Source organism: Hyphomicrobiales bacterium (assembly GCA_016125495.1).
In the GTDB taxonomy this organism is placed as follows: Bacteria; Pseudomonadota; Alphaproteobacteria; order Rhizobiales; family RI-29; genus RI-29.
Genome location: WGLQ01000008.1, coordinates 148,009 through 174,049, shown reverse-complemented (window position 1 = coordinate 174,049; position 26,041 = coordinate 148,009). Strand labels below are relative to the sequence as shown.

Below are 26,041 nucleotides of genomic sequence, written 5' to 3'. Positions count from 1 at the left end.
ACCATGGCCCTCATGCCGCTCGGAAGCGCTACGCGCATCGCAATGTCCCCCAACGAATGACCCCACCCAGTCGACCAGCGCTTGTTCACCTCCCCAGGTGTGCTGCGCTGTTGGAGGAGATTTAGCCGTCGAACCGCGGCATCAAGTGGGTCTGAATGGGGCTACGTGTCGGTGAATGTGGCGAAGACATCACATTAAACAAACGAACCGAAATAAACTTCAAGTGAGATTAGCGATGCCGCTTGAGTGAGGCGCATATGCAACTTCAATGCGACGCCCGTGGCACTTTCGGCACGGTGGTGGCATGCTCCGACCAGAGACGGCCCGGCCCATCGCGGGTCGCAGAGCCCGACCGCGCGATCCGATCGCGAACAAGCCGGCTGGCCGACCACCGAGGAGGAGCGCCTTGCGCCTGCGATTCCATACCTACGACGTCTTCACGAGCATTCGCTACGCCGGCAATCCGCTCGCCGTGGTCAGCGATGCCGACGATCTCGACCAGAGCCGGATGCAGGCCCTCGCGCGCGAGTTCAATCTCTCGGAGACCGTTTTTCTCCAAAAGCCTGTCGATCCGAGGCACACCGCGCGCGTGCGAATCTTCACTCCGAAGGTCGAACTGCCATTCGCCGGGCACCCGACGATTGGCACGGCCTGCCATCTGGCGGCCCTTGCGGAGGAGAGCGCGCCCGGTGGGTCGGGTGTATCGATCGTGACGTTGGAGGAGACGATCGGGCCGGTGCGCGCGGCGGTGCGGCGCGAGGAAGAGGGCGCCCTTTTCGCCGAGTTCGACGCACCAAGACTGCCGGAGCGGCTCGACCTCGACGTTTCGACCAACCGGCTGGCGGCGGCGCTGGGGCTGCCGCCCGATGCGATCGGTTATGCCGGGCATCGGGTTGCGGCCTGGAGCGCGGGTGTGCCTTTTCTCTTCGTGCCGCTGGCCGGGCGCCAGGCCCTGCGCGAGGCGCGTCTCGCGCCTGGAGCGTTGCCGGAACTCGTCGGCACGGACCGTCCGATCGGAGCCTACCTCTTTTGCCTGGGCGAGGGCGGTGGTGGAGCGGAATTCGATGTCCGCATGCTGGCGCCGGACAAGGGCGTGCCCGAGGATCCGGCGACAGGTGGCGCGGCAGCGGCTTTCGCGGGACTCGTGGCCGCCGCCGATCGACCGATCGACGGGTTGCATCGGGTGCTGATCCGTCAGGGCGAGGACATGGGGAGGCCGAGCCGCATTCTCGTGGAACTCGACATGCGAGGCGGCGCGCTCTCCCGGGTACGCATCGGAGGGCACGTGGTGGCCGTCAGCGAGGGGATGATCGAGGCCTGAGCGCTCGAGCCGGATCATGTCGCGATAGGAATTGACGCTTGCAGTCCGGCCTGCCTGCGGGCATTCTGCGTCGGTGCGCGCCAGGACGATGGCGCAGTGCCGGTCAGCGAGCGATCCGATGTCGAATTGCGATCATTGGTCAACAAGCGAGCGCAAGGGATGCCTGGGCGTCCCCGGCGGGCACATGGCTCGTCTCCTCCTCCTTATTTGCCCCTGATCGCGCTGGTCCCGCTTGGAGCGGGGCGGGCGGTCAGGGGATCAAAACTTGCCGAGGGCCTCGAGGCACTGCGGCAATTCTTCGCTCGCGCGATTTGCGCAAATGATCCGCCGAGCCCGCACGGGCCGTCACCCAGGACACCACCATGACCAGAACGACCAACCCGGCCAATGCCTCCGCCTCTGAACCAGAGCATGTGTTGATTTTCGACACGACACTGCGCGACGGAGAGCAGTGCCCCGGCGCCACGATGACCTTCGAGGAAAAGCTCTCGATCGCCGAATTGCTCGACGAGATGGGTGTCGACATCATCGAAGCCGGCTTCCCGATCGCCTCGGACGGGGATTTTGAGGCCGTCGCCGCCATCGCAAAACGCGCACGCAAGGCTGTTGTCGCCGGGCTCGCGCGCGCCATCAACGGGGATATCGACCGGGCGGGCGAGGCCGTACGCCACGCACAGAGGCCGCGCATCCACACCTTCGTTTCGACGTCGCCGATCCATCTCGCCCATCAAATGCGCAAGTCGGAGGCCGAGGTGCTGGACATCATCACGGCCACCGTCAAGCGGGCGCGCAATCTGGTCGACGACGTCGAGTGGTCGGCGATGGATGCGACGCGCACGCCCATCGACTATCTCTGCCAGTGCGTCGACGCCGCGATCCGGGCTGGCGCCACCACGATCAACCTGCCCGACACGGTCGGCTATGCCGTGCCCGACGAATACCGGGCGATGTTCCGTGCGGTCCGCGAGCGGGTCACCGACAGCGACAAGGCGGTTTTCTCGGTACATTGCCACGACGATCTGGGGCTGGCGGTCGCCAATTCGCTCGCCGGCGTGGAGGGCGGGGCCCGCCAGATCGAATGCACCATCAACGGGCTCGGCGAGCGGGCGGGCAATGCGGCGCTCGAGGAGATCGTGATGGCGATCCGCACGCGTTCGGACGTGCTCGCTTACCGGACGGGTGTGGAAGCGACGATGCTGACCCGCGCCTCCCGGCTGGTTTCGACGGCGACCTCGTTCCCCGTCCAGTACAACAAGGCGATCGTCGGGCGGAACGCCTTTGCGCACGAGAGCGGCATCCATCAGGACGGCATGCTCAAGAACGCCCAGACCTACGAGATCATGACACCCGAATCCGTCGGCATCTCCAAGACCTCGTTGGTGATGGGCAAGCATTCGGGTCGCAACGCCTTTCGCTCCAAGCTGAAGGACCTCGGCTACGAACTCGCCGACAACCAGTTCGAGGACGCGTTCGTGCGCTTCAAGGCGCTGGCCGACCGCAAGAAGCACGTCTACGACGAGGACATCGAGGCGCTCGTCGACGACCGGATCGCGACCGAGGCCGATCGCATCCAGGTGCTCGCCCTCACCGTGATCGCGGGCACGTTCGGTCACCAGTCGGCGACCCTGACCCTGGCGATCGATGGCAACCACCTGACCTTCCAGTCGACCGGCAACGGACCCGTCGATGCCACCTTCAACGCCATCAAGGCGCTCGTGCCACACGAGGCAAAGCTGGCGCTCTATCAGGTCCACGCGGTGACCGAGGGAACGGATGCGCAGGCCGAGGTGCTTGTGCGCCTCGAGGCCGATGGGCGGACCTATACAGGGCGCGGTTCGGATACCGACACCATGGTGGCCTCGGCGCGCGCCTACGTCGGGGCGCTCAACAAGCTGCTCCTGAAGCGCGGGCGGGTCGATCCGGGCGTGATGCTGGCCAGTTGAGCCGATGTGGCCGGCTCAGCCCTCGCGGGCTCGGCCGGTCGCGACGCACGGGCGTGACTGAGCCGGCAAGTGGTTCGCAGCGTATCCGAACCGGTGGCGCTGGCATGTCGCCCTCGCGCGGAGGCTCCTTTGAAGCAAACGGTCGCCGAATTCTTTGCCGGGCTCCCCGCCTTCTCCGACTTCGGGCGGGTGGCGGATCCAGCTGTTTTCTCGCCCGCCCCGGACCATGCCCTGGTTGCCATCAGCGATGTCGTCGCCTCGACGGCCGCGATCGCGGAGGGCCGCTACAAGGCCGTCAACTTCGCCGGGGCCGCGATGATCAGCGCGCTCGCCAACGCTCTGGGCGGACTGCATTTTCCGTTCGTCTTCGGCGGCGACGGCGCGGTCGCGCTCGTCGATGGGAGCGACCATGACAGAGTGACCCGCGTGCTTGCCGAGACGGCGGCCTTCGCGCGCGACGAACTGGCCCTCGAAATGCGGGTCGCGCTGGTCGCCGTGGAGGAAATCCGCGCTGGCGGCAGTGACGTGCGCGTCGCCCGGCACGCCCTCTCCGGCGACGTGGCGACGGCGATGTTCGCGGGCGGCGGCATTGCCTTTGCGGACAAGGCGATGAAGACCGGGGCTTACGCCATCGCTGCGGCCGAGGCCGGGTCGCGCCCCGATCTCGAAGGGCTCTCGTGCCGTTGGAACCCGGTCGCGGCGCGCAATGGTACGATGCTGTCGCTGATCGTCGTGCCGGCGCCGCATGCCGGACCCCATGGCGCCACGCGCTTTACGGACGTGGTCGCCAGGGTGCTGGACCTCGTTGCGCGAGACGGGGCGGACCGCAATCCCGTGCCACCTGAAGGCCCCGGTTTTTCCTGGCCCGGGCGCGGGCTGGACCTCGAAGCCCGCGCCATGGGGGGCGGTGCCAAGCTCGCGGCCAGCCTGCGCCGATTGAAGCGCATCGTCGCCATCGCCTGGCTGCTGGACCGCACGGGGCTGCGGTTCGGCGGCTTCAGCATGCGGCACTACAGGCGCGTGCTGGCGCGCAACACCGACTACCGCAAGTTCGACGATGGCTTGCGCATGACGCTCGATTGTTCAGCGGCCCTCGCTGCACGGCTCGAGCGGCTGCTCGAGGACGCGGAGGCCGAGGGCGTGGTGGTCGCCGGCCTCCATGCGCAAGACGAAGCGATGATGACGTGCATCGTGCCCTCGTTCATGACGGACGATCACATCCACTTCCTCGACGGGGCCGGCGGCGGATACGCGATGGCGGCGCGCAATCTGAAGGCCAAGCTCGCGGCTGCGGGCCGGGCTGGCACTGTCGCCGCCGACAATGGCGCCGCCGGCTGATCCAGCCTGTCCGCCGGACGCGTCGCGATCCGTGGCCCGCAATGTCACACACCTCGGACAACCGCTGGCGGTTGGAGAGAGAGGATTGTCACGGACCCCCGCCTCGCCTAGTTAACGTAAAGGAATGGTGCGGCCTTGCGGATGAGCGAAGTTCACCCGCTTAAGTGTTTGGCAATGCTCTTGCATAGCCAGGGAGCATGACGCCCCCTCGAGGGGGGTGTTGGGGCTCGAGGGGCTGGAACCATGTTCTCCAAGTGGAAAAATGTCCTCGTGGACGACATCGCCGTCGATCTCGGCACGGCGTCCACGCTCGTCTGGGTGCCGGGCAGGGGCGTGGTGCTGGACGAGCCGTCGGTGGTTGCCGTGCGCAACAAGGCCGGCGTGCGCGAGGTGCTGGAGGTCGGCGACAAGGCCAAGTCCATGCTCGGACGCACGCCTGAGAATATCGAAACGATCCGGCCATTGCGCGACGGCGTCATCGCCGATTTCATCGCCGCCGAGGAGATGCTGCGCCAGTTCATCAAGCGGACGGCCAAGAAGATGCAGTTCCGCCGGCCGCGCGTTCTGGTCTGCGTGCCGGCGAGTTCGACCCCGGTCGAGCGCCGCGCGGTCTATGAATCGACGCTTTCGGCCGGTGCGCGCAAGGTTCTCCTCATCGAGGAGCCGGTGGCGGCGGCCCTTGGTGCGGGACTTCCGATCCATGAGCCAAAGGGCTCCATGGTCGTCGACATCGGCGGTGGCACGACCGACATCGCGGTGATGTCGCTCGGCGGCGTCCTCGATGCACGCTCCATTCGCGTCGCCGGCAACGCCATGGACCAGGCCATCATAAAATACATCCGCCGCAAGCATAATCTCCTCGTCGGCGAGCCCAACGCCGAGCGGATCAAGATCGAGGTCGGGGCGGCGATCGTGCAGGCCAACGGCCGGCGTGTCGACGTCCACATCAAGGGGCGCGACATGCGGCGGGGCACCCCGACGGAGATCGTGCTCGGGCCCGCCGATATCGCCGAGGCCCTCGTCGAGCCGCTGGAGGAAATCGCCTACGGCATCCAGAGCACGCTCGAGCGCATGCCGCCGGAGCTGTCCTCGGACATCTGCGAGCGGGGCATCTGCCTGACCGGCGGCGGCTCGCTCCTCGACAAGATCGACATCGAGCTCAGCCGTCGCGTCGGTGTGGTGATGACGCGGCCCGAGCAGCCGCGAATGAGCGTCATCGACGGTTGCGCGCTCGTCATGTCCGATCTCGATCGCTATCGCGACTTCCTCATCCAGGCTCGCTGAGGACCATCGAACGGGGCTGCCGCCGGGGCAAGCGGGGGGCAGCGACGTTTTCGCCGAGGCAAGGGGCCTATCATGACGCTGCTCGATCACGAACCGTTCGCGCGTCGCCGGACACCCGAGGTGGCCGCGCGGCAATTCGTCCGGCGCCCCGGTGCCGGCTTTCTCATCCTCATCTTTCTGGCCGTATCGCTGCTGGTGTTGAGCCGCCTCGAACACGTCTGGATCACCGGGGTCAAGGAGTGGATACGAACGGTGGCGACACCCGTGGTCGAGGCGCTCGCGGTGCCGGTGCACGGACTTCGCCGGCTGTTCGATGCGGGCGATCACGCAGGTGGAACAGCCGGCACCGCGCCCGGCGATGGTGCGGCCCTCGCCCAGGAGCTGGCGCAATGGGAATGGCGCGCCCGCCAGCTCGAGCACGAGAACCGGGCATTGCGCCGGCAGCTCCAGGCGGCAGCGGACCTGCCGGGCAGCTTCGTCACCGGGCGGCTGGTTGCCGACGGCCGCGGCCCGTTCCTCAAGTCCCTGCTCATCAATGTCGGGCGCGTCCACCGCGTCGAGCCGGGCCTTGCCGTCCTCGATGCCCACGGCGTGATCGGCCGCATCGTGGAGGCCGACGAGGGTGCGTCCCGCATCCTGCTGCTCGACGACCTCAACAGCCGCGTGCCTGTGATCGTCGGCGAGGAGCGCACGAGGGCGATCGCGGCCGGCGAGAATGTCGATACGCTCGCCCTGCTCTACACTCGTCAGGGAGAAGAATTCAGGGCGGGCGATCTGGTGGCGACCTCGGGTGCCGGTGGCGTCTTTCCCGCCGGTCTCAGGGTCGGAAAAATCGAGATGGTGAACGGGCAACCGCGCATTCGCCCGTTCGGCCGGCCCATGACTTCGGAGTTCGCGAGCGTCCTCCTTTATTCGCCACCGCGCGTTCTGAGCGACGATCTGGCGCGAGCAGGCGAAGGCGGACGCGCCAGCCCCCTGGTTGGCCGGAACGAGACGGCACTCGTGCGGGGTCGGCGCGGAACGCCCGCGGGAGAAGCGGGCAAATGAGATGGGAGTGAGGACCGTGGCGTTCGTCGGCATGGCGGTACGATCTCTGGCGGTGTTCGCGATGGCGCTGCTGGCGGTACTGCCCTGGGGAGAGCAGGTCGGGGCGATGTCGGTTCTGGCGACGGCGCTTTCGGGAGTGCTCTTCAGTTGGGCGATGCACGAGGAGAATTCTCCCCCGCTCCTCGTCGCTTTCCTGGCGGGGCTCCTCATCGACACGTTGGCAGGCGGACCGCTCGGCTATTGGGCGCTCATCATGGTTGCCCTGCACGGCGCCGGGCGGCTCTCTGCCGGGAACCCGCCGCGCCGGGCACCTGTGCGGGCGGTCGTTGCGGCGGCGCTCGGCGCGGCGGCCGCGGGCCTCGCGAGCTGGTTGCTGGCGATGGTTTATGTCGGCGCGCTGCTGGCGCCGTGGTCGACGGCGACCGGGACGCTCGCGGCAATGGCGTTCGCGAGCAGCACGACCGCATTTTGCGAAATCGCCGGGCGAGCGAAGGCGCCGCGGCTCGGTGCCGTCGTCGACGAGGGGGCCTGAGATGTTCCGACCGCCGAGTGAGGACCAAAGCCTCGGGCCGCGCTTTTCGCGGCGCGCGCTCCTTGTCGGCGCGATGCAGGTCGGGCTGTTCGGTCTGCTCGCGAACCGGCTCTACGACCTGCAGGTCGCACAGTCGCGCCGGCTTGCGCTCTTGGCGGAGAACAATCGAATAAACTTGCGTCCCCTGCTGCCGACGCGCGGTCGAATACTCGACGCAAAGGGAAGAATTCTCGCCTACAACGAGGAGACCTTCGGCCTTGCCATCGTCCCCGACACGGCCGGCGACGTCGCGCAGGTTCTGGACCGGCTCGGCGAGATCGTCGAGGTGCCGCCGGGCGAGCGCAAGCGGGTTCTCGCGCTGGCGGCGCGTCAAAGCCGAATTCTCCCGATCTCCCTCGAGATCACGCTTGCCTGGGAGCAGCTCGCGCGCGTCAACGTGCTGGCACCGCAATTGCCCGGCATCGAGACGGAGGTGCGCCATGCCCGGACCTATCGCGAGGGAGATGCGATGGGGCACCTCGTCGGCTTCATCGGGGCGGTCGAGCGCTTCGAGATCGATGGCGACCGCGCCATGGAACTGGCGGCGATGCGCGTCGGCAAGCAGGGCGTCGAGCACGGCTGCGACGAGCGCTTGCGCGGGCGAGGGGGCATCGTGCGGCGGGAGGTGGACGCGCGCGGGCGGATCGTGCGCGAGATGGAACGCAAGCAGCCGGAGGCGGGCGGCGATGTACGCCTCACCGTCGACAGCGCGCTGCAGCGCAAGGTGCTGGCGCGCGTGGCACGCGAGGGGGTGGCCTCGCTCGTTGCATTGGAGATCACAAGTGGCCGGCTCGTCGCGATGGCCTCGGCGCCGAGCTTCGACAACGGCGTCATGAACGGCGGCATCGGGCGAACGCAATGGGAGCAGCTTGAGGAGGCGCCGGGCAAGCCGCTCATCGACAAGACCATCCGCGGCCAGTACCCGCCGGGTTCGACCTTCAAGATGGTCACCGCTCTGGCGGCGCTCGAGGCGGGCGTCGTCGCGCGTAGCGAGCGCATCGCCTGCCGGGGCTCCCATACGCTGGCCGATCACACATTCCGGTGCTGGAACAGCGGCGGTCACGGTCCTGTCGACCTCCACCGGGCGCTGCGGGAAAGCTGCAATGTCTATTTCTATCAGCTCGCCGAGCGCCTCGGGATCGAGCGGCTGGCGGAGATGGCGGTGCGTCTCGGACTAGGCCACACCATCGACTTCGAATTGCGCCAGCAAAAGGAAGGCGTGGTCCCGACACCAGGATGGAAGATCGCCAACCTCGGGCGGCCGTGGCTGGGCGGGGAGACGCTGCTCGCTGGAATCGGTCAGGGCTACGTGCTCGCAACGCCCCTGCAGCTCGCGGTGATGACGGCGCGCATCGCGAGCGGGCGAGCGGTGAACCCACGGCTGGTTGATGGAGAGGGGACGGCCCATGCCCCCGGCGCTCTCGGCATCGATCCGGCCAATCTCGCGGCCGTGCAGAGGGGCATGTGGGCGGTCGTCAACGAAGGCGGAGGCACAGCTTTGGTCGCCGGCCTCGGGCTCGCCGGCGTCGCGATGGCCGGCAAGACGGGCACTGCGCAGGTCAAATCCATCCGCAGGCACGGCAAGGTCGTGGAGCGGGCACCGCATTCGGTCTTCGTCGGCTATGCGCCCGCGGCCGCGCCCCGCTATGCCGTGGCCGCCATCGTCGAGCATGGCGGCGGCGGCTCCGCCCGCGCCGCGCCCATGGCTCGCGACGTGATGCTGCAACTCTTTGCGCACGAGGCGGAGGTCGAGGGGGCGGGCGAGGCGGCGGCGGCGCCGGGGTCGGTTGCCGGGGTGGTGCGATGAGCGCGTACGGGAAGGCGATGGAGAGCGAGCGTGGCCTCGTTCAGCGCAGCGCCGCGCTGCCGTGGCTGACGCTGGCCATCGTCATCGGGCTGACGGCGATCGGCGCGACGATGCTCTATTCGGTCGCCGGCGGGCAGGTCTCGCCTTGGGCCGAGCGGCACGTCGTTCGCGCACTGGCGGGGCTCGCGTGCGTCCTGGTGATCGCCCTCGTTCCGCTCCGCCTCTGGCTGGCGCTCGCCTATCCGATCTATGTGGTGGCGCTCGCTCTGATCGTGTTGGTGGCGCAGATCGGGATCGAGATGGGCGGGGCGAAACGCTGGCTCGATCTCGGGCTCGGGCCGTTCCAGCCTTCCGAGTTCATGAAAGTCGCGATCGTCCTGGCGCTGGCACGCTATTTCCAGTGGGTGCCGCTAGGGCGCGTCTCCCATCCCCTTTGGGTTGCGGTGCCGGTCGCCATGGTCGTGCTGCCCTTCGTCCTCATCATGAAGCAGCCGGACCTCGGCACTGGCCTCCTTCTCGCGGCGATCGGTTTTGGTCTCATTTTTCTGGCTGGCGTCGGGTGGGGCTACTTCCTGGCGGCGGGGGGTGCGCTCCTGGCCGGACTGCCGTTCGTTTGGCAACACCTTCATGCCTACCAGCGCGAGCGGCTGCTGGTGTTCCTCGATCCCGATCGCGACCCGCTCGGCAAGGGCTATCACATCATGCAGTCGAAGATCGCGCTCGGGGCTGGCGGAGTCTCCGGTCAGGGGTTGGTCAACGGCACGCAGAGCCAGCTCGATTTCCTCCCGGAAAAGCACACCGACTTCATCTTCACGATGCTCGGCGAGGAACTCGGCATCGTTGGAACACTCGGCGTTCTGGCGGCATTCGCCGCGCTGGTGGCGTTGCTGTTTCTGTCCGCGATGCGGTGCCGGGCGCATTTTGCCCGCTTGCTCGCGGCCGGTGCGGCGTTGCACGTGTTCCTGCACATGTTCGTCAATATCGGCATGGTGACCGGGCTTCTACCGGTGGTCGGGGCGCCGCTGCCGCTCGTCTCCTATGGCGGGACCTCGCTGCTGGCCACCATGGTGCTGCTCGGGCTTGCGGCGAACGGCCACGTCAACCGCCGCGAGCGCATTGATCGCGGCACTCTCGGAGCCCTATGGTGAACGGGCGCGTCTTGCGGCGGCAGCGGCGAAACGGCGGTTGCGCTCGCGCGCTCCCCGGCATATAAGCCCAACCATCTCACACGCAGGCTCTGGGTGGCGAGCGCTTCGATGCGTTCGTTGATCAGCCGGTGGCGGGGCTAGCCCCCGCTCGACGGCCTGCGGCGGATCAACCGGAATCACAAGGAACCAACCCATATGGCTTTGCCGCATTACGACATGCGCCAGCTGCTCGAGGCAGGCGTCCACTTCGGCCATCAGACCCATCGCTGGAACCCGAAGATGAAGTCCTACATCTTCGGCACGCGCAACAACATCCACATCCTCGACCTCGCGCAGACGGTGCCGCTCATGCACCAGGCGCTGGTGATGGTCAGCGACGTGGTCGCGCGGGGCGGGCGCGTGCTCTTCGTCGGCACCAAGCGCCAGGCGTCCGAAGCGATCGCGGAGGCGGCCAGGAGCTGTGCCCAGTATTACATGAACCATCGCTGGCTGGGTGGCACGCTGACCAACTGGAAGACGGTGTCCGACAGCATCCGGCGGCTCCAGGAACTCGACGTCGTCATCGCCGAAGGCGGCAAGGGGCTGACCAAGAAGGAACTGCTGAACCTGACGCGCGAGCGCGACAAGCTCGAGATCACGCTCGGCGGCATCAAGAACATGCGTGGCACGCCGGACCTCCTCTTCGTGATCGACACGAACAAGGAGGCGATCGCGATCGCCGAGGCAAAGAAGCTCGGGATACCGGTCGTCGCCATCGTCGACTCCAACTCGGATCCGGACGGCATCAACATCCCGGTGCCTGGAAACGACGACGCCGGCCGGGCGATCACGCTCTACTGCGATCTGGTGGCGCGCGCGGCCATCGATGGCATCGGCCGGGCGCAGGGCGCGTCCGGGGCCGATCTCGGCGCGGCCGAGGACCCGACCATGGAGGCGCTGCCCGAGGACGCCGAGCTTTCGGCGAGCGAGAGCCTCGCGGCGCTCGCCAATGGGGCGGACGGCACGACCGGCTCGGGCGCGGCCGCCAGCTGACGCATCCGGCGGCGGCAAGGGGAACGCGGCCCGCGACCGACGAAGCAGCGGTCGCGGCCGTGCATGCATTGGTCAAGGCCGGCGGTCGCGCGCCGGCCGGCGGCGTGACGGACCGGTTCGGTCCGCAGGTGCCCGCAGCGGTCACGCACGAGGCCGCGTGGGCCGGCGACAGGCGAACACAACACCTTAGAGGAACCAGCTATGGCGACGATCACGGCGGGTCTGGTCAAGGAGCTTCGCGAGAAGACCGGGGCCGGCATGATGGACTGCAAGGCGGCGCTCACGGAAACCGGTGGCGACATGGAGGCGGCGGTCGACTGGCTGCGCACCAAGGGCCTTGCCAAGGCGGCCAAGAAGGCGGGACGCGTCGCGGCCGAGGGCCTCGTTGCGATTGCCGGCGAAGGCCGCAAGGTCGCCGTCGTCGAGTTGAACTCGGAGACCGATTTCGTTGCGCGGAATGACCAGTTCCAGGCCCTCGCCCGGGATGTCGCGGCGATTGCCCTCGCGCAGTCGGGCGATTTCGATCGAACCAAGGCGGCGAGTTTCCCGGGTACGTCGCGCACCGTCGAAGAGCAGATCAAGGAGCTGGTCGGCTCGATCGGTGAAAACATGGCGCTGCGGCGCACGGCCGCGCTCGAGGTCGAAAACGGGCACGTCGCCAGCTACGTGCACAACGCGGTTGCGCCCGGCCTCGGCAAGCTCGGTGTGCTCGTCGCTCTCGAGTCCAAGGCCGATGCGGGCAAGCTGGCCGAACTCGGCCGCCAGATCGCCATGCACGTCGCGGCTGCCAATCCGCTCGCGCTCTCGGTCGCCGAGATGCCCGCCGATGCGGTCGAGCGCGAGCGCAATGTCCTGATCGAGCAGGCGCGCGAAAGCGGCAAGCCCGAGAACATCATCGCCAAAATGGTCGAAGGACGGGTGCGCAAGTACTACGAAGAGGTGGTGCTGCTCGAGCAGGTGTTCGTGATCGACGGCGAGAGCAAGGTCTCCAAGGTCGTCGAGAAGGCGGCCAAGGAGGCCGGTCACCCGATCGTGCTCAAGGCGTTCTGCCGCTTCCAGCTTGGCGAAGGCATTGCCAAGGAGGAATCGGATTTCGCGGCCGAGGTCGCGGCGGCGGCCGGTCAGCGCTGAATGGTCCGGGACTGCAACTGACGCCAGGACCTGGTCGGCTGCTGTCGCGTGACCTGCCGCGGCATCGAAGCTATGAAGGGCGCTGCCCGCTGGCCGCGCCCTTTTTCGTGCGTGGTCGCGGTCGAGGGCAAGACTACGACGGCGGCCGGCCGTGAGCCGGGCAATCGACGGTGCCGACTGTGGTGACGGGGCTCAACGAGAGGACGGGCGATGGCTGAGCTGAAATACAAGCGCCTGCTGGTCAAGCTGTCGGGCGAGGCGCTGATGGGAGCTGGCTCCTACGGCATCGACGTTCCGACGGTGGAGCGCCTCGCCGAGGAGGTGCATGCGGCGGTCGATACCGGGACACGGATTTCGCTCGTGATCGGCGGCGGCAACATCTTTCGCGGCCTGCAAGGGGCGGCGCGCGGCATGGACCGCGGGGCCGCCGACTACATGGGCATGCTGGCCACGGTCATGAATGCGCTCGCCTTCCAGAACGCGCTGAGCCGCACCGGCGTCGAGGCGCGCGTGCTCTCGGCGATCCCGATGCATACGGTTTGCGAGCCGTTCACCCGCTCGCGCGCCCTGCACCACCTCGACAACGATCGCGTCGTGATCTTTGCGGCCGGCACCGGCAACCCGTTCTTCACGACGGATACGGCCGGGGCGCTGCGGGCAATCGAGATGGGGTGCGACGCCATGGCCAAGGCGACCAGCGTCGATGGAATCTATTCCGCCGACCCCAAGGTGGTTCCGGGGGCCCAGCGTTTCGAGCGCCTGAGTTACGAGGAGGTCCTCGCGCGCAACCTCAAGGTCATGGATGGGGCTGCGATTGCCCTTGCCCGCGACAACCGACTTCCGATAATCGTTTTCTCCATTCGCGAACCGGGCAACCTCGTCCGGTTGGTTCGCGGCCAGGCACTCTGCACCGTGGTCGGGCCGGCCGACGAGTGACATGGACCCCGAGGTATCCTGGCCCCGCCGAAGGGGCTGCGGTCCCGGCGCAAGGGAGTGGACACATGAGCAGCGACGCATTCGACATCAAATCGATCGGCAAGCGCATGGATGGCGCCGTCGGCAGCCTCAAGCAGGAACTCTCCGGCCTCAGAACGGGCCGGGCGAGCGCCAATCTGCTCGATCCGGTCACCGTCGAGGTTTACGGCGCGCGCATGCCAATCAATCAGGTCGCGACCGTCAACGTGCCCGAACCGCGCATGATCACCGTGCAGGTTTGGGATCGCGGGCAGGTCGGCGCGGTGGAACGCGCCATACGCGATGCCCAGCTCGGCCTCAATCCGGTGGTCGACGGAACGACCCTGCGCCTGCCCATCCCGGAGCTCAACGAGGAGCGCCGCCGCGATCTGACGAAGATTGCCCACAAATATTCCGAGACGGCCCGCGTCGCCGTGCGCAACGTGCGGCGTGATGGGATGGACAATCTCAAGAAACTCGAGAAGGACGGCGACATCAGTCAGGACGAGCATCGCTCGCTGTCGGCGAAAGTGCAGGAATTGACGGACAAGCATATTAAGGCGATCGACGAGATGCTGGCCGCCAAGGAAGTCGAGATCATGCAGGTCTGATGGAGAAGTGGTGATGCCGGCGCGTGTGTCGTCCTGCTCTTGCGAGGGCCGCTCGGCGGGTGCCGTCGGCGGGGCGCGCGGGTGGCCGACAACGGCGCCGCTTTACCGGGCGCACAGGAACCGTGCGTAGATTGGCGGAACCGTATAAGGTGGTGCCGAGCACGGCCGTCAGCGCCGCGACGTCGCCCGGCGCAGAACCGCAGGCCAAGCCATGAAGCCAAATCCCGTGGCAGTCAGCGACAGCGAGGCCATGACCCTTCATCGGGCCGTGGGTGCGTTGCCGCGCCATGTCGCGATCATCATGGATGGCAACGGGCGCTGGGCGAGGGCGCGAGGCCTGCCGCGAACCGAGGGCCATCGCCGCGGCGTCGAGAGCGTCCGGCGAACTGTCCGCGCATCCATGGAACTCGGCATCAAGTATCTGACTATTTTTAGTTTTTCGTCCGAGAACTGGAACCGGCCGCAGTCCGAGATCGTCGATCTCATGGATCTGCTGAGGCACTTCATCCGCCGGGACCTCGCCTCGCTGCACGAGAACGGCGTCCGTATTCGTGTCATTGGCGCGCGCCACAACCTCGATGCGGACATCCTCGCACTCATCGAGGAGGCCGAGAGAACGACCGCCGGGAATAGCGTTCTGCATCTCACCGTTGCCTTCAATTATGGCGCGCGCGACGAAATCGTCGAGACGGCGCGCAGGCTCGCCGAGCGCGTTGCCGCCGGTGAACTCACGCCCGGTGAGATCGATGCGGCGTGTTTCGAGGGAGAACTGGCGACGCGGGAACTGGCCCCGCTCGACCTCATGATCCGCACCAGCGGGGAGGTGCGCATATCGAACTTCCTGCTCTGGCAGGTCGCCTATGCCGAACTCGTCTTCGTCGACGTGCTCTGGCCGGATTTCGACAAGGAGTGGCTCGAAGTGGCTATCCGGCAGTATGCTCAGCGTGAGCGCCGTTTCGGCGGCCTGGCCACGGGGGCCGAGGAGTGATGAGCAAGTCGATCGACAACAAGGTGGGCAGTCAGCTCGAGACGAGCCAGGCACGGGGCCCAGGGCTCGGCTGGTCGCGCGAGCTAACGTTGCGCGTTCTTTCGGCCGCGGCGCTGATGCCGATCGTCCTCTTGATCACGGTGCTCGGTGTGGAGCCGTTCGCCGTGCTGGTGGCGGGCGGGGCAGCGGTACTGGCCTGGGAATGGGGCGAACTGGTGCGCGGTGCGAACGACCTGCGGGATCGGGCGTTCCAGGCTCAGGCGGTTCTGACGGCGATCGCGGCCGGGCTGGTGGCTGGTGGGCTACCGGTCGAGGGGCTCGTGGTGGTGGTGGCGACCGCGGCACTGGTGGCTGGGCTCAGCATCGGCCGGCGGCCGGGCCTTTCGGCCCTCGGTGTGCTCTACGTGGCACTGCCCGCAATCGCCCTCGTCTGGCTGCGCTCCGATCCTGGTTATGGCCTCGCGGCGGTGCTGCTCATCCTCGCCGTGGTCTGGGCGACGGACAGTGCCGCGCTCGTCTGCGGTCGGCTGATCGGAGGACCGCGCCTCGCCCCGCGCATCTCGCCGCACAAGACCTGGGCCGGTTTCATCGGCGGGCTGGCGAGCGGCGTGTTGACCAGCAATCTCTTCCTTTTCGGCATGGGTGGGCCCACCTCGATCTGGGTCGCCACGGCGATCGGGGCGCTATTGTCGCTGTCGACGCTGATGGGCGATCTCCTCGAATCCGCCATCAAGCGGAACTTCAACCGCAAGGACATCAGCGGTCTCATTCCAGGGCACGGTGGGTTGCTCGACAGGGTCGACGGGTTGATGATCGCGGCATTGACGGCGGCGGTCGTCGCTTCCCTGGTCAACGGTTTGCTGCCGGGGCGGGCCCTGTTCGTCTGGCCGGCGGTGCTCTGAGGCGCGGGGTTATCGCGAGCGCGATGGGGCGGCACTGCCGTGGGCCCTCGGCTCGACAAGCAGAGGGGAACGATTTGGGCGAGCACGGCTCTCGATTGGCCGGCCGCGGCTCGGGCGAACCGAGGCGACTGACCATTCTCGGCGCGACGGGGTCGATCGGAAAGAGCACGCTCGACGTGGTGCGGCGTGGCGGCGATGCCTACCGGCTCGTGGCGGTCACGGCCAACCGGAATGCCGAGGAACTCGCCGCCGTGGCGCGCGACGGCAAGGTAGAGGTTGCCGCCGTTGGCGATGCCAGCCAGTACCGCGTGCTCAAGGAGGCGCTTTCCGGCAGCGGCATCATCGCGGCCGCCGGTCCGGATGGTTTGATCGAGGCCGCCGCGCGGTCGGCGGATTGGACCATGGCCGCCATCTCGGGGGCGGCCGGGCTGGCGCCGACCTGGGAGGCGATCCGCCAGGGCAAGACGATCGCAATCGCCAACAAGGAATGCCTCGTGGCGGCCGGACAGGCGTTCATGCAACACGCCGCCGCATGCCGCGCCACGGTGCTGCCGGTCGATTCCGAGCACTCGGCGGCGTTCCAGGCGCTCGATGCGTCGGGTCCGGAAAGCATCGAGAAGATCGTGCTGACGGCCTCGGGCGGCCCGTTCCGGCAGCACTCGCGCGAAGCGTTGGCGGTGGCGACCCCCGCCGAGGCACTCAAGCATCCGAATTGGTCGATGGGCGCCAAGGTGACGATCGACAGCGCGACATTGATGAACAAGGGACTCGAGCTGATCGAAGCGATGCATCTCTTCGCCGTTCGCCCGGAACAACTCGACGTGGTGGTCCATCCACAGTCGATCATCCACAGCCTCGTCTATTATCGCGACGGCTCGGTGCTGGCCCAGATGGGCACGCCCGACATGCGCACACCGATCGCCTACAGTCTCAGCTGGCCATTGCGCGTCGACACGCCCGTGGCGCGGCTCGATCTGGTCGCGGTCGGCCGCTTGACCTTCGAGGCACCGGATCCCAGGCGGTTTCCGGCGCTCGAGCTGGCACGTCGGGCCATGGCGACCGGGGGCACGGCCTGCACGGTACTCAACGCCGCCAACGAGGTGGCCGTCGAGGCTTTCCTCGCCGGACGGCTGAGTTTTCCTGGAATTGCCGAACTGGTCGAACGCACGCTCGGGGAATTCGCGCACGAACGCCTATCTGGCGCCCCCGCCGATGTCGCCGGTGCCCTTGCAATCGACGGCGAAGCACGCGATCTGGCATACGGGTTGCTGAGCCGGATGCGTTGAGCCCGTCGGCAACTCTTCTGTAACCATGCCGTGCGGCGGGGCGCGGCGTCAGGAGTGCAACCCGGAATGGATATCCTGGGCCAATTCGTCGAGAATCTCGGCACCGTGAACGTCATATTCGCGGTCATCTTCCTGTTCAGCGCTGTGGTCTTCATCCACGAACTCGGACACTATCTGGTGGCGCGCTGGTGCGGGGTCGGGGTTGAAACGTTCTCTATCGGCTTCGGGCCGGAGATCTTCGGATGGACGGCGCGCTCTGGCACGCGCTGGCGGTTCGCGTGGATCCCGCTCGGTGGCTACGTCAAGTTCATCGACGACGCCGATGCCGCGAGCGCGACCGGGCGGTCCGAGAGCGAGGTGCCGCCGGAGCTGCGCGCCAGCATGTTCCGAAGCAAGCCCGTTTGGCAGCGCGCGGCGGTCGTGGCGGCCGGACCGCTCGCCAACTTCCTGTTGTCGATCGTCATTTTCGCGGCGCTCTACGGGGCGATCGGCGAGGCTCAGACGAAGCCTCGCATCGACGTTGTGACACCGGGCAGCGCGGCGGCCGTGGCGGGTTTCCAGCCGGGCGACGTGGTTCTGGCGATCGACGGCAGCGAGGTTCGACGCTTTCAGGATTTCCGCAAGGTCGTCTCGCTCAATCCGGGCCACGAACTGGCCTTCGTGATCAAGCGTGGTGACCAGGTCCTGGAATTGAAGGCGACCCCCGATACGGTGGTCAGCACACGGTTCAACAAGGAGGTCCAGGAGGGGCGTCTCGGCATCCAGTACAGGGCAACCGACGAGGAGCGCACCTATCGCCCGGTCGGCGTACCCGAGGCCGTCTGGTTGGGCGTCACGAAGACCTGGGAACTGGTCTCCGATACCTTCGGGTTCCTCGCCCGGCTGGTGACCTTCTCGTCGGGCGGCGGTGCCGTCGGCGGTCTCGTGACCATCAGCAAGGCGGCCGGCGAGGCGGCATCGCTGGGCCTCACGGAGTACATGACCTTCATTGCGCTCATCTCGATCAGTCTCGGAGTCATCAACCTGCTGCCGATCCCCGTGCTCGATGGCGGTCACCTGATGTTCTATGCCGTTGAGGCTTTTCGGGGACAGCCGCTCGGGGAACGCACCCAGGAGATCGGTTTCAAGATTGGCCTGGCGGTGATCCTGATGATAATGATCGCGGTGAACGGGCCGGAGATCTACGCCGAGATCGATTCCTGGGTGCGAAGTTTGGTCGCGTCCTAGGTGCTCGGTGTGGCTGGGGGGCCGCGCACGATCAGAATTGACCGACAGCGGGTATGGCGCGCCATACTGGGAACGCGAGAATCGGTCAGAAATGCCAGTCGCACCTCCGCCAGGGGTGGGACTGGTTGGGGGACATGGCGTCAAGGGGCACCGAGAGAATGCCTTCAAAGGAAACGATGATGGGTCGCGCGCTCGCTGCGCTGTGCCTCACGCTCGTGTTTCTCGGCGCTTTCGCCGGGGCGAGCAGCGTGACGACGCAGCCAGCCTGGGCGCAGACGGTGATCAGGGATATCCGCGTCGAGGGCAACCGGCGGGTCGAACCTGAGACCGTGCGCTCGTATCTCCGCTTCACCATCGGCGATCGCTACGACGAATTCGAGGTCGATCAGTCGCTCAAGGCGCTGTTCGCCACGGGTCTGTTTGCCGACGTGTCGATCCGACGCAGCTCGACGACGGTCGTCGTGTTCGTCGTGGAGAATCCGATCATCAACAGGGTCGTCTTCGAAGGCAATTCGGAGATCGACGACAAGACGCTCGAGACCGAGGTTCAGCTGAAATCCCGCTCGGTGCTGACGCGGGCCCGCGTGCAGGCGGACGTCCAGCGAATTCTGGATGTCTACAGTCGCCAGGGCATGTTCACCGCGCAGGTCAATCCGGTGATCATCGAACTCGACCAGAACCGGGTCGACTTGGTGTTCGAGATTTCGGAAGGCCCGGAGACGAAGGTGCAGAACATCGCCTTCGTCGGAAACCGCGCATTCACGGATGGCCAGCTGCGCGACGTCATAACGACGTCCGAGACCGGCTTGCTGAGCTTCCTCAAGCCGACCAACATCTACGACCCGGATCGTTTGAGGCTGGACCGCGAACTGCTGCGCCAGTTCTACCTGACCAACGGCTATGCCGACGCGCGCGTCATCGCGGCCACCGCCGATCTCGACCGCTCGGGCAACGGCTTCTTCATCACGTTCACCATCGACGAGGGCGAGATCTATACCTTCGGCGACGTGTCCATCGCGACGTCGTTGACCGAGATCGACACCGTGGCGCTCCAGGCGGCGGTGACGTCCGACATCGGCGACAAATACGATGCCTCGGCTGTCGAGAAGACCGTCGAGAAACTGACGCTGATGGTCGCCGAGCAGGGCTATGCATTCGCCCAGGTGCGGCCCCGCGCCGACCGTGATCCGATCTCGCGCACGATCGCCATCGCCTACCACATCGAACAGGGCCCGCGCGTATACATCGAGCGCATCAACATCATCGGTAACGTGCGCACGCGCGATTACGTGATCCGCAGGGAATTCCGCCTCGCGGAGGGCGATGCCTACAATCGGCTCCTGGTCGACCGTGCCCGTAAGCGCCTTCAAGGCCTCGGCTTCTTCAGCAAGGTCGAGATCACACGCGAGCCCGGCGGGGCGCCGGATCGGGTCATTCTCAACGTCAATCTTCAGGAGCAGTCGACGGGCGAGATCTCGTTCGGTGGTGGCTTCTCCTCGAGCGAGGGCGTCATCGGTGACATCGCGCTGAGCGAGCGCAACCTCATGGGTCGCGGGCAGTTCATCCGCCTCAAGCTGGCCGGGAGCGCCGAGCGTCTCCAGATCGACCTTGCTTTCACCGAACCCCGCTTCCTCGACCGCAACATGTCGGCGGGCTTCGACGTCTTCCACAAGGAGGTGGACCTGACGACGGAGTCCTCGTTCCGCAGCCGCAAGTCGGGCGGTGGCCTTCGGCTGGGGTTCCCGCTCGCCGAGAGCGTGTGGATGAACACGCGCTACACGTTCGTGCGTGACGAGGTTTACGACGTGGACGCCAACGCTTCGCAGGCGGTCAAGGACGCGGCCGGCGTCAGCAACGTGTCGTCGGTCGGCTATTCGATCACCTACGATGGCCGCAACCATGCATCCAAGCCGACCGAGGGCTTCTATCTCGCGTTCGAGCAGGACCTCGCCGGTGTCGGTGGTGACGTCTTCTATATCCGCAGCCAGATCGAGGGACGTGCCTATTACTCTTTCGCCAAGGGCTGGACACTTGTCGGTCGGGCGGTCGGCGGCCACATCGCCGGCTGGAACGGTGAGGACGTCCGCCTGATCGATGCCTTCTACAAAGGCGGTGAGACGGTTCGCGGCTTTGAGCGCGCCGGTTACGGTCCGCGCGACGCGATCACGGACGATGGCCTCGGCGGGACGATGTTTTATGCCGTCACTGCCGAACTGCGGTTCCCGTTCCCGCTGATTCCCGAGGAACTTGGCATCAGTGGCGCCCTCTTTGCCGACGCGGGTAGCCTCTGGGACATTCCGGCGGTCGATCTGAACACGACGACGGTCGTCGGCGAGGATCACGCTCTGAGGGCCTCCGTCGGTGCGAGCCTCCTGTGGGATTCGCCGCTCGGCCCACTCCGTGCGGACTTCGCATACATCCTGACCTCCGAGGACCACGACAAGGAGCAGGAATTCCGGTTCGGGGCGACCACACGCTTCTGACGCCCTGGTCGGCTGCACTCGTACGATGGCCGGTTCCCGCTCGGGGCCGGCCATCTGCGTTTTGGGACGATGGGAGCCAGCTCACTAAGGTCCGGGAGCCGGACCGGATGGTGCTGCTTGCGTACCATCCGCCAACTGATCCACACAATTGCGCAGCAAGCTCGCCGGCACTGGTGTGCATGGCTCGCTTTCCCGCTATAGGCTGGCGCGCGAGCCTGGACTTGCCGTCGGTGCATTGCGCCAGCGGCGCAACCACGAGGCCGCACAGCCAAGGCAGCGGGCGGGACGGTGGCATGGACCATCCAGGCTTTTACGAGCGGCACGGTCCGTTCCCGGCACATGCCGTGGCGGACGCCATCGGTGCGCAACTGGTCGCGAGTGACGCTGATCGCGAGCGGCTCATCCACGACGTGCGCGCGATCGACGAGGCCAGCGAGCACGATGTTTCGTTCATCGACAATGCCAAGTACGTCCGCCATCTGACGGGCGCCCGGGCAGGTGCCTGCATCGTGCGTGGTGAACTCACCGAGCGCGTGCCCGGAGGCACGCTCGCGCTGGTCACCAGCGATCCCTATCGCGCGTTCGCGCGAACGCTGGCGCTGTACTACCCGGCCGCGCTGCGTCCAGCCGTCTCCACCGACTTTTCTCCAGGAACGCCCTCGATCCATCCGAGCGCCCGCATCGAGGAGGGGGCGTCGATTTCGCCGGCAGCTTGGGTCGGGCCGGAAGCGATGATCGGGCGCGGCTGTGTGATCTCGCCGGGCGCCGTCATTGGCTACCGCGTGACCATCGGTCGCGAGTGCTACGTCGGCCCGAACGCGAGCATCACCCATGCGCTGGTCGGCAACCGGGTGATCGTTCACGGCGGGGTGCAGATCGGCCAGGACGGGTTCGGCTTCGCCATGGGGCGCCAGGGACACATGAAGGTGCCGCAGATCGGGCGTGTCATCATTCAGGACGATGTCGAGATCGGAGCCAACAGCACCGTCGATCGCGGCGCACTCAAGGACACGGTGATCGGCGAAGGTTCCAAGATTGATAATCTCGTGCAGATTGCGCACAACGTGCGCATTGGAAGACACTGCGTCATCGTTGCCCAATCCGGGGTCTCTGGCAGCACGGTGCTCGGGGACTACGTGGTCATCGGTGGCCAATCGGCGATCGCGGGTCACCTGACCATTGGCACGGCGGCGCAGATCGCCGGGCGCTCGGGAGTGACCCGCGACGTGCCGGCCCATGCTGTCTATGGAGGCTTTCCGGCTCGTCCCAAGGCGGAATGGGCGCGTGAGGTGGCAGCACTGCATCGGCTGTCCAAGCGGCGGGAGCAGGAGAGCTGAGGGGACGAACGGACGGCATCGCCTCGAAGGGTGGCGGGCACGGGAGTGGCCGGTGCGAGGCAGAAGGGGCGGCAGGACCGCTCCGCCGTGGGTTGCGAGGAGGGACAGAATGAACGAACAAGAGCGCGGCGCGGCATTGGGAAGTGCCGATATCGCTCGTATCCTCAAGCTGCTGCCGCACCGCTATCCGTTCCTGCTCATCGATCGCATCGTGGAGATGAAGGGCGACCAGTCCTGCGTCGGCATCAAGAACGTTTCGATCAACGAACCGTTCTTCCAGGGTCATTTTCCGGAGTTCCCGGTGATGCCCGGCGTGTTGCTGATCGAGGGCATGGCGCAGACGGCCGGGGCGCTCTGCGTCTCGAGCCTGGAGGCGGACTACAAGCCGCAGCTCGTCTATTTCATGTCGATCGACCGGGCGCGCTTTCGTCGTCCGGTCAAACCCGGCGATCAGGTCCGCTACCACGTCGAGAAGATCCGAAACCGCGGCCCGGTCTGGCGTTTCAATGCCGAGGCGCGTGTCGAAGGAGCGCTCGTCGCCGAGGCCGAGATCAGCGCGATGATCGTCGACAAGGAGCAGCATATGGCTCGCCTTGCCGCATCGTCCGGCGCCAACAACGACTGAGCCTCGACCGGCAGCGGGAGCGCCCGCAGAAAGGGCACGGACAGAATGACCCGCATCCATCCCACAGCGATCATCGGCGACGGGGTCCAGATCGCCGATGACGTGATCGTGGGGGCATATTGCGTCCTCGAAGGCGACATCGTCATCGGGCCGGGCTGTGAGCTCAAGTCCCACGTCGTCATAGCGGGCAGGACGACGATCGGTCGGGGCAACACGATCTTTCCCTTCGCCTCGATCGGGCACGTGCCGCAGGACCTCAAGTACCACGGCGAGCCGAGCCGCCTCGAAATCGGCGACAACAACCGGATCCGCGAGCACGTCACCATCAATCCGGGCACGGAGGGCGGCGGTATGCTGACGAAGGTCGGCTCCAATTGCCTCCTCATGGTCGGCTCGCACGTCGGGCACGATTGCCTCATCGGCGACAACGTCATCCTCGCCAACAACGCGACCGTCGCGGGCCATTGCGTGATCGAGGAGTTCGCGATCCTCGGTGGCCTGTCGGCCGTGCACCAGTTCGTGCGCATCGGCGCCCATGCCTTCCTCGGTGGCATGTCCGGCCTCGAGAACGATCTCATTCCCTTCGGCACGGCGGTCGGCGACCGCGCTTCGCTGCAGGGGCTCAATCTCGTCGGGTTGAAGCGGCGTGGCTTCGATCGCGAGCAGATCCATGGCGTGCGCAAGGCCTATCGGATGCTCTTTGCGACCGAGGGAACGCTGCAGGAGCGGATGCACGACGTCGAGGAGGAATTCGGCGCCGACGTGTGCGTCCAGCGCATTCTCGAATTCATTCGCGCCTCGTCCCATCGCGCGCTCTGCCTGCCGGATGGGCGCTGAGGCGGCGGGCGAGGGCGCGGGGGCGCCCGCTGCGGTCATTGCCCGATCCGGGGCGCCCGGACACGTCGGCGGCAAGGCCCATCCCCTCGCCATCATCGCGGGCAGCGGCGAATTGCCGCTGATGGTGGCGGCGCTGGTGCGCGAACGGGGCAGGGCGCTGCACATCGTCGGTTTGCGCGGCCTTGCCGATCCCGGCATCGAAGCCTATCCGCATACCTGGGCCGGCCTCGGCGAGTTCGGGCGGGTGATGCGGGCGATGCGCGGCGCTGGCGCGCGCGACCTCGTGATCATCGGCGGGGCCCGCCGGCCGGACCTGGCGAGCGTCCGGTTCGATCTCGGAGGGCTCATGGCGCTTCCGCTGATCCTCGGTCTGACGCGCGGAGGGGATGACAAATTGCTCGGGCGCATCATCCGCTTTTTCGAGAGCCGGGGTCTGCGCGTCGTCGGAGCGCACGAGGTGGCGCCAGAACTCCTGGCGGGGCTCGGCGTTCTCGGCCGCCATCGCCCCACAAGAGGTGACCTCGCCGATATCGCCAAGGCACGGGACGTCGTTGCCTCGCTCGCGCGCCACGACATCGGTCAAGCCGCCGTGGTGGCGCGCGGGCATGTTCTCGCGGTCGAGGCCGCGGAGGGCACCGACCGGATGCTGGAGCGCTGCGTCGGCCTCCAGCAATGGGGACGCGGTCGGAGCGGCGTGCGCGTCGGGGTCCTCTTCAAGGGTCCCAAGGCAGGTCAGGACTTGCGCGTCGATATGCCGGCCGTCGGGCCGAACACCGTGATTCTGGCGAGCAAGGCCGGGCTCGCCGGTATCGCGATCATGGGCGAAAGCGTGCTCGTCGCCGATCGAGAGGCGACGATCCGGGCGGCCGACGAGGCCGGGCTCTTCCTCGTCGGTCTCGCGCACGAGACGCAGGCCGCCACCATGGCGCACGTTGACGATGAAGGCGCAGGGGACGCTGGGGCATGACGGATGGCACCCGGCTCACGCTCGCGATCGTAGCCGGCGAGCACTCTGGCGACCTTCTGGCCGGTAAGGTGATGGCTGAGATCAACCGCCGTCTCGATCATCGGCCTCGCTATGTCGGGGTCGGCGGCGAAAGCATGCAAGCCGAGGGGCTCCAATCGCTCTTTCCGCTTTCGGACGTCGCCGTCATGGGGCCGCTCGCGATTGCTGGCCGTCTGCCGATGCTGATCAGGCGTGTCTATCGCACGGTCGATGCGGTCGTTGCGGCGCGCCCCGATCTGCTCCTCATCGTCGACAGTCCCGAGTTCACGCATCCGATCGCAAAGCGCGTGCGCCGCAAGCTGCCGGCCGTGCCGATCATCGATTATGTCTCCCCGAGCGTCTGGGCCTGGCGGCCGGGACGGGCGCGCAAGATGCGGCCCTACGTCGACCACGTGCTCGCCCTCCTTCCTTTCGAGCCGGAGGCGCACCGGCGTCTTGGCGGACCGGCCTGCACCTACGTCGGCCATCCGATGATCGAGCGGCTCGCCGAGATGCGGCCTGGAGAGGAAAAAGCGGGTGCGCTCGCGGTCCGGCTCGGGCTCGACCGCGCACGGCCGGTTCTGGTGGTTCTGCCCGGAAGTCGTATGAGCGAGGTCGGGCGGCTGTTGGCGGTGTTCGGCGAGGCCGTCGGGCGGATCGCGGAGCGTTTCCCGGGTCTCCAAATCCTGCTGCCGACCGTGCAAGGGGTCGAGGAGGCCGTCAGGGCCGGCACGGCCGGCTGGCCGGTTCACGTGCATGTGCTGACGGGCAGCGACGACAAATTCGCGGCCTTCGTGCTCGCCGACGCGGCACTCGCGGCCTCGGGAACGGTGACGCTCGAACTCGGGCTCGCCGGCGTGCCGATGGTCGTTGCCTATCGATTGGACCCGCTCGCCGCACGGCTGCGTTTCCTGGTGAAGGTGCCTTCGATCGTGCTTGCCAACCTGGTTCTGGCCGAGAACGCCTTTCCGGAGTTCGTCCAGGAAGCCTGCACGCCGGAGCGGCTCGCGGCGGCCGTCGTGCCACTGCTCGCTGAAACGCCGGAGCGCCGCGACCAGATCGCAGCGCTCGGGCGACTCGATCAAATCATGCAGGCGAGCGGGGAGAGCCCGAGCGCTGCCGCCGCCGACGTGGTTCTCGCGCACATCGCGCGCGAAGGCACGCCCGGGCGTGCCTAGCTTTGC

Annotated in this window: 21 protein-coding genes; all 21 read left to right on the top strand. The window is 67.0% G+C overall.

Annotated elements, in window-relative coordinates; translation table 11 throughout:
- The first annotated feature begins 406 nt into the window (after window positions 1-406).
- The 21 genes from GC150_08440 to lpxB all read left to right on the top strand — a co-directional run bounded on the left by GC150_08440 (window position 407) and on the right by lpxB (window position 26,035).
- Complete coding sequence (locus tag GC150_08440; protein ID MBI1384921.1) at window positions 407-1,321, top strand: PhzF family phenazine biosynthesis isomerase; 915 nt, start codon at window positions 407-409, stop codon at window positions 1,319-1,321.
- Between the two features lie 362 nt (window positions 1,322-1,683).
- Window positions 1,684-3,264 (top strand): 2-isopropylmalate synthase, encoded by a 1,581-nt coding sequence (locus GC150_08435; GenBank protein ID MBI1384920.1) that lies wholly within the window; start codon window positions 1,684-1,686, stop codon window positions 3,262-3,264.
- A gap of 129 nt (window positions 3,265-3,393) precedes the next feature.
- Entirely contained in the window at window positions 3,394-4,602 is a 1,209-nt protein-coding gene (locus GC150_08430) for a DUF3095 family protein (GenBank protein ID MBI1384919.1), read from the top strand.
- A gap of 243 nt (window positions 4,603-4,845) precedes the next feature.
- On the top strand, window positions 4,846-5,886 hold the full coding sequence (locus tag GC150_08425) for an MreB/Mrl family cell shape determining protein (protein ID MBI1384918.1): 1,041 nt from the start codon (window positions 4,846-4,848) through the stop codon (window positions 5,884-5,886).
- A gap of 72 nt (window positions 5,887-5,958) precedes the next feature.
- The gene (locus GC150_08420; GenBank protein MBI1384917.1) at window positions 5,959-6,933 is read left to right on the top strand and encodes a hypothetical protein; all 975 of its coding nucleotides are present in this window, start codon (window positions 5,959-5,961) and stop codon (window positions 6,931-6,933) included.
- 386 nt (window positions 6,934-7,319) lie between these two features.
- On the top strand, window positions 7,320-9,311 hold the full coding sequence (gene mrdA, locus GC150_08415) for a penicillin-binding protein 2 (protein MBI1384916.1): 1,992 nt from the start codon (window positions 7,320-7,322) through the stop codon (window positions 9,309-9,311).
- Complete coding sequence (gene rodA, locus GC150_08410) at window positions 9,308-10,459, top strand: rod shape-determining protein RodA (protein ID MBI1384915.1); 1,152 nt, start codon at window positions 9,308-9,310, stop codon at window positions 10,457-10,459. Before mrdA ends, rodA begins: the two co-directional genes overlap by 4 nt.
- 195 nt (window positions 10,460-10,654) lie before the next feature.
- The gene (gene rpsB / locus GC150_08405) at window positions 10,655-11,491 is read left to right on the top strand and encodes a 30S ribosomal protein S2 (GenBank protein MBI1384914.1); all 837 of its coding nucleotides are present in this window, start codon (window positions 10,655-10,657) and stop codon (window positions 11,489-11,491) included.
- Between the two features lie 201 nt (window positions 11,492-11,692).
- Window positions 11,693-12,622, top strand: coding sequence for an elongation factor Ts (locus tag GC150_08400; GenBank protein MBI1384913.1), 930 nt, complete (start codon window positions 11,693-11,695; stop codon window positions 12,620-12,622).
- 210 nt (window positions 12,623-12,832) lie between these two features.
- Window positions 12,833-13,558, top strand: coding sequence for a UMP kinase (locus GC150_08395; protein ID MBI1384912.1), 726 nt, complete (start codon window positions 12,833-12,835; stop codon window positions 13,556-13,558).
- A 65-nt stretch (window positions 13,559-13,623) separates the two neighbouring features.
- The gene (locus GC150_08390; protein ID MBI1384911.1) at window positions 13,624-14,187 is read left to right on the top strand and encodes a ribosome recycling factor; all 564 of its coding nucleotides are present in this window, start codon (window positions 13,624-13,626) and stop codon (window positions 14,185-14,187) included.
- 250 nt (window positions 14,188-14,437) lie between these two features.
- Entirely contained in the window at window positions 14,438-15,175 is a 738-nt protein-coding gene (locus GC150_08385) for an isoprenyl transferase (protein MBI1384910.1), read from the top strand.
- Window positions 15,175-16,077, top strand: a complete 903-nt coding sequence (locus GC150_08380; GenBank protein ID MBI1384909.1) for a CDP-archaeol synthase — start codon at window positions 15,175-15,177, stop codon at window positions 16,075-16,077. Before GC150_08385 ends, GC150_08380 begins: the two co-directional genes overlap by 1 nt.
- A gap of 23 nt (window positions 16,078-16,100) precedes the next feature.
- Window positions 16,101-17,363: a 1-deoxy-D-xylulose-5-phosphate reductoisomerase gene (locus tag GC150_08375; GenBank protein MBI1384908.1), complete on the top strand. Its 1,263-nt coding sequence runs from the start codon at window positions 16,101-16,103 to the stop codon at window positions 17,361-17,363.
- 66 nt (window positions 17,364-17,429) lie between these two features.
- Window positions 17,430-18,590: an RIP metalloprotease RseP gene (rseP, locus tag GC150_08370; GenBank protein MBI1384907.1), complete on the top strand. Its 1,161-nt coding sequence runs from the start codon at window positions 17,430-17,432 to the stop codon at window positions 18,588-18,590.
- A 179-nt stretch (window positions 18,591-18,769) separates the two neighbouring features.
- On the top strand, window positions 18,770-21,073 hold the full coding sequence (bamA, locus tag GC150_08365; protein MBI1384906.1) for an outer membrane protein assembly factor BamA: 2,304 nt from the start codon (window positions 18,770-18,772) through the stop codon (window positions 21,071-21,073).
- A 293-nt stretch (window positions 21,074-21,366) separates the two neighbouring features.
- Window positions 21,367-22,410: a UDP-3-O-(3-hydroxymyristoyl)glucosamine N-acyltransferase gene (gene lpxD / locus GC150_08360; protein ID MBI1384905.1), complete on the top strand. Its 1,044-nt coding sequence runs from the start codon at window positions 21,367-21,369 to the stop codon at window positions 22,408-22,410.
- Between the two features lie 109 nt (window positions 22,411-22,519).
- The gene (gene fabZ, locus GC150_08355; GenBank protein MBI1384904.1) at window positions 22,520-23,035 is read left to right on the top strand and encodes a 3-hydroxyacyl-ACP dehydratase FabZ; all 516 of its coding nucleotides are present in this window, start codon (window positions 22,520-22,522) and stop codon (window positions 23,033-23,035) included.
- A 45-nt stretch (window positions 23,036-23,080) separates the two neighbouring features.
- Complete coding sequence (lpxA, locus tag GC150_08350; GenBank protein MBI1384903.1) at window positions 23,081-23,872, top strand: acyl-ACP--UDP-N-acetylglucosamine O-acyltransferase; 792 nt, start codon at window positions 23,081-23,083, stop codon at window positions 23,870-23,872.
- On the top strand, window positions 23,862-24,839 hold the full coding sequence (locus GC150_08345) for a DUF1009 domain-containing protein (protein MBI1384902.1): 978 nt from the start codon (window positions 23,862-23,864) through the stop codon (window positions 24,837-24,839). The genes lpxA and GC150_08345 overlap by 11 nt, the downstream gene beginning before the upstream one ends.
- Complete coding sequence (lpxB, locus tag GC150_08340) at window positions 24,836-26,035, top strand: lipid-A-disaccharide synthase (protein MBI1384901.1); 1,200 nt, start codon at window positions 24,836-24,838, stop codon at window positions 26,033-26,035. The genes GC150_08345 and lpxB overlap by 4 nt, the downstream gene beginning before the upstream one ends.
- Window positions 26,036-26,041 lie beyond the last annotated feature (6 nt).

Excerpts from the sequence above, each read along its gene's own strand:
- GC150_08345 (MBI1384902.1), top strand. The coding sequence starts at position 23,862 with ATGGGCGCTGAGGCGGCGGGCGAGGGCGCGGGGGCGCCCGCTGCGGTC.
- rseP (MBI1384907.1), top strand. The coding sequence starts at position 17,430 with ATGGATATCCTGGGCCAATTCGTCGAGAATCTCGGCACCGTGAACGTC.
- rodA (MBI1384915.1), top strand. The coding sequence starts at position 9,308 with ATGAGCGCGTACGGGAAGGCGATGGAGAGCGAGCGTGGCCTCGTTCAG.
- GC150_08375 (MBI1384908.1), top strand. The coding sequence starts at position 16,101 with ATGGGGCGGCACTGCCGTGGGCCCTCGGCTCGACAAGCAGAGGGGAAC.
- lpxD (MBI1384905.1), top strand. The coding sequence starts at position 21,367 with ATGGACCATCCAGGCTTTTACGAGCGGCACGGTCCGTTCCCGGCACAT.
- GC150_08425 (MBI1384918.1), top strand. The coding sequence starts at position 4,846 with ATGTTCTCCAAGTGGAAAAATGTCCTCGTGGACGACATCGCCGTCGAT.
- bamA (MBI1384906.1), top strand. The coding sequence starts at position 18,770 with ATGGGTCGCGCGCTCGCTGCGCTGTGCCTCACGCTCGTGTTTCTCGGC.
- GC150_08400 (MBI1384913.1), top strand. The coding sequence starts at position 11,693 with ATGGCGACGATCACGGCGGGTCTGGTCAAGGAGCTTCGCGAGAAGACC.
- rpsB (MBI1384914.1), top strand. The coding sequence starts at position 10,655 with ATGGCTTTGCCGCATTACGACATGCGCCAGCTGCTCGAGGCAGGCGTC.
- GC150_08395 (MBI1384912.1), top strand. The coding sequence starts at position 12,833 with ATGGCTGAGCTGAAATACAAGCGCCTGCTGGTCAAGCTGTCGGGCGAG.
- GC150_08380 (MBI1384909.1), top strand. The coding sequence starts at position 15,175 with ATGAGCAAGTCGATCGACAACAAGGTGGGCAGTCAGCTCGAGACGAGC.
- GC150_08385 (MBI1384910.1), top strand. The coding sequence starts at position 14,438 with ATGACCCTTCATCGGGCCGTGGGTGCGTTGCCGCGCCATGTCGCGATC.
- GC150_08435 (MBI1384920.1), top strand. The coding sequence starts at position 1,684 with ATGACCAGAACGACCAACCCGGCCAATGCCTCCGCCTCTGAACCAGAG.
- GC150_08390 (MBI1384911.1), top strand. The coding sequence starts at position 13,624 with ATGAGCAGCGACGCATTCGACATCAAATCGATCGGCAAGCGCATGGAT.
- GC150_08420 (MBI1384917.1), top strand. The coding sequence starts at position 5,959 with ATGACGCTGCTCGATCACGAACCGTTCGCGCGTCGCCGGACACCCGAG.
- fabZ (MBI1384904.1), top strand. The coding sequence starts at position 22,520 with ATGAACGAACAAGAGCGCGGCGCGGCATTGGGAAGTGCCGATATCGCT.
- lpxB (MBI1384901.1), top strand. The coding sequence starts at position 24,836 with ATGACGGATGGCACCCGGCTCACGCTCGCGATCGTAGCCGGCGAGCAC.
- mrdA (MBI1384916.1), top strand. The coding sequence starts at position 7,320 with ATGTCGGCGCGCTGCTGGCGCCGTGGTCGACGGCGACCGGGACGCTCG.
- lpxA (MBI1384903.1), top strand. The coding sequence starts at position 23,081 with ATGACCCGCATCCATCCCACAGCGATCATCGGCGACGGGGTCCAGATC.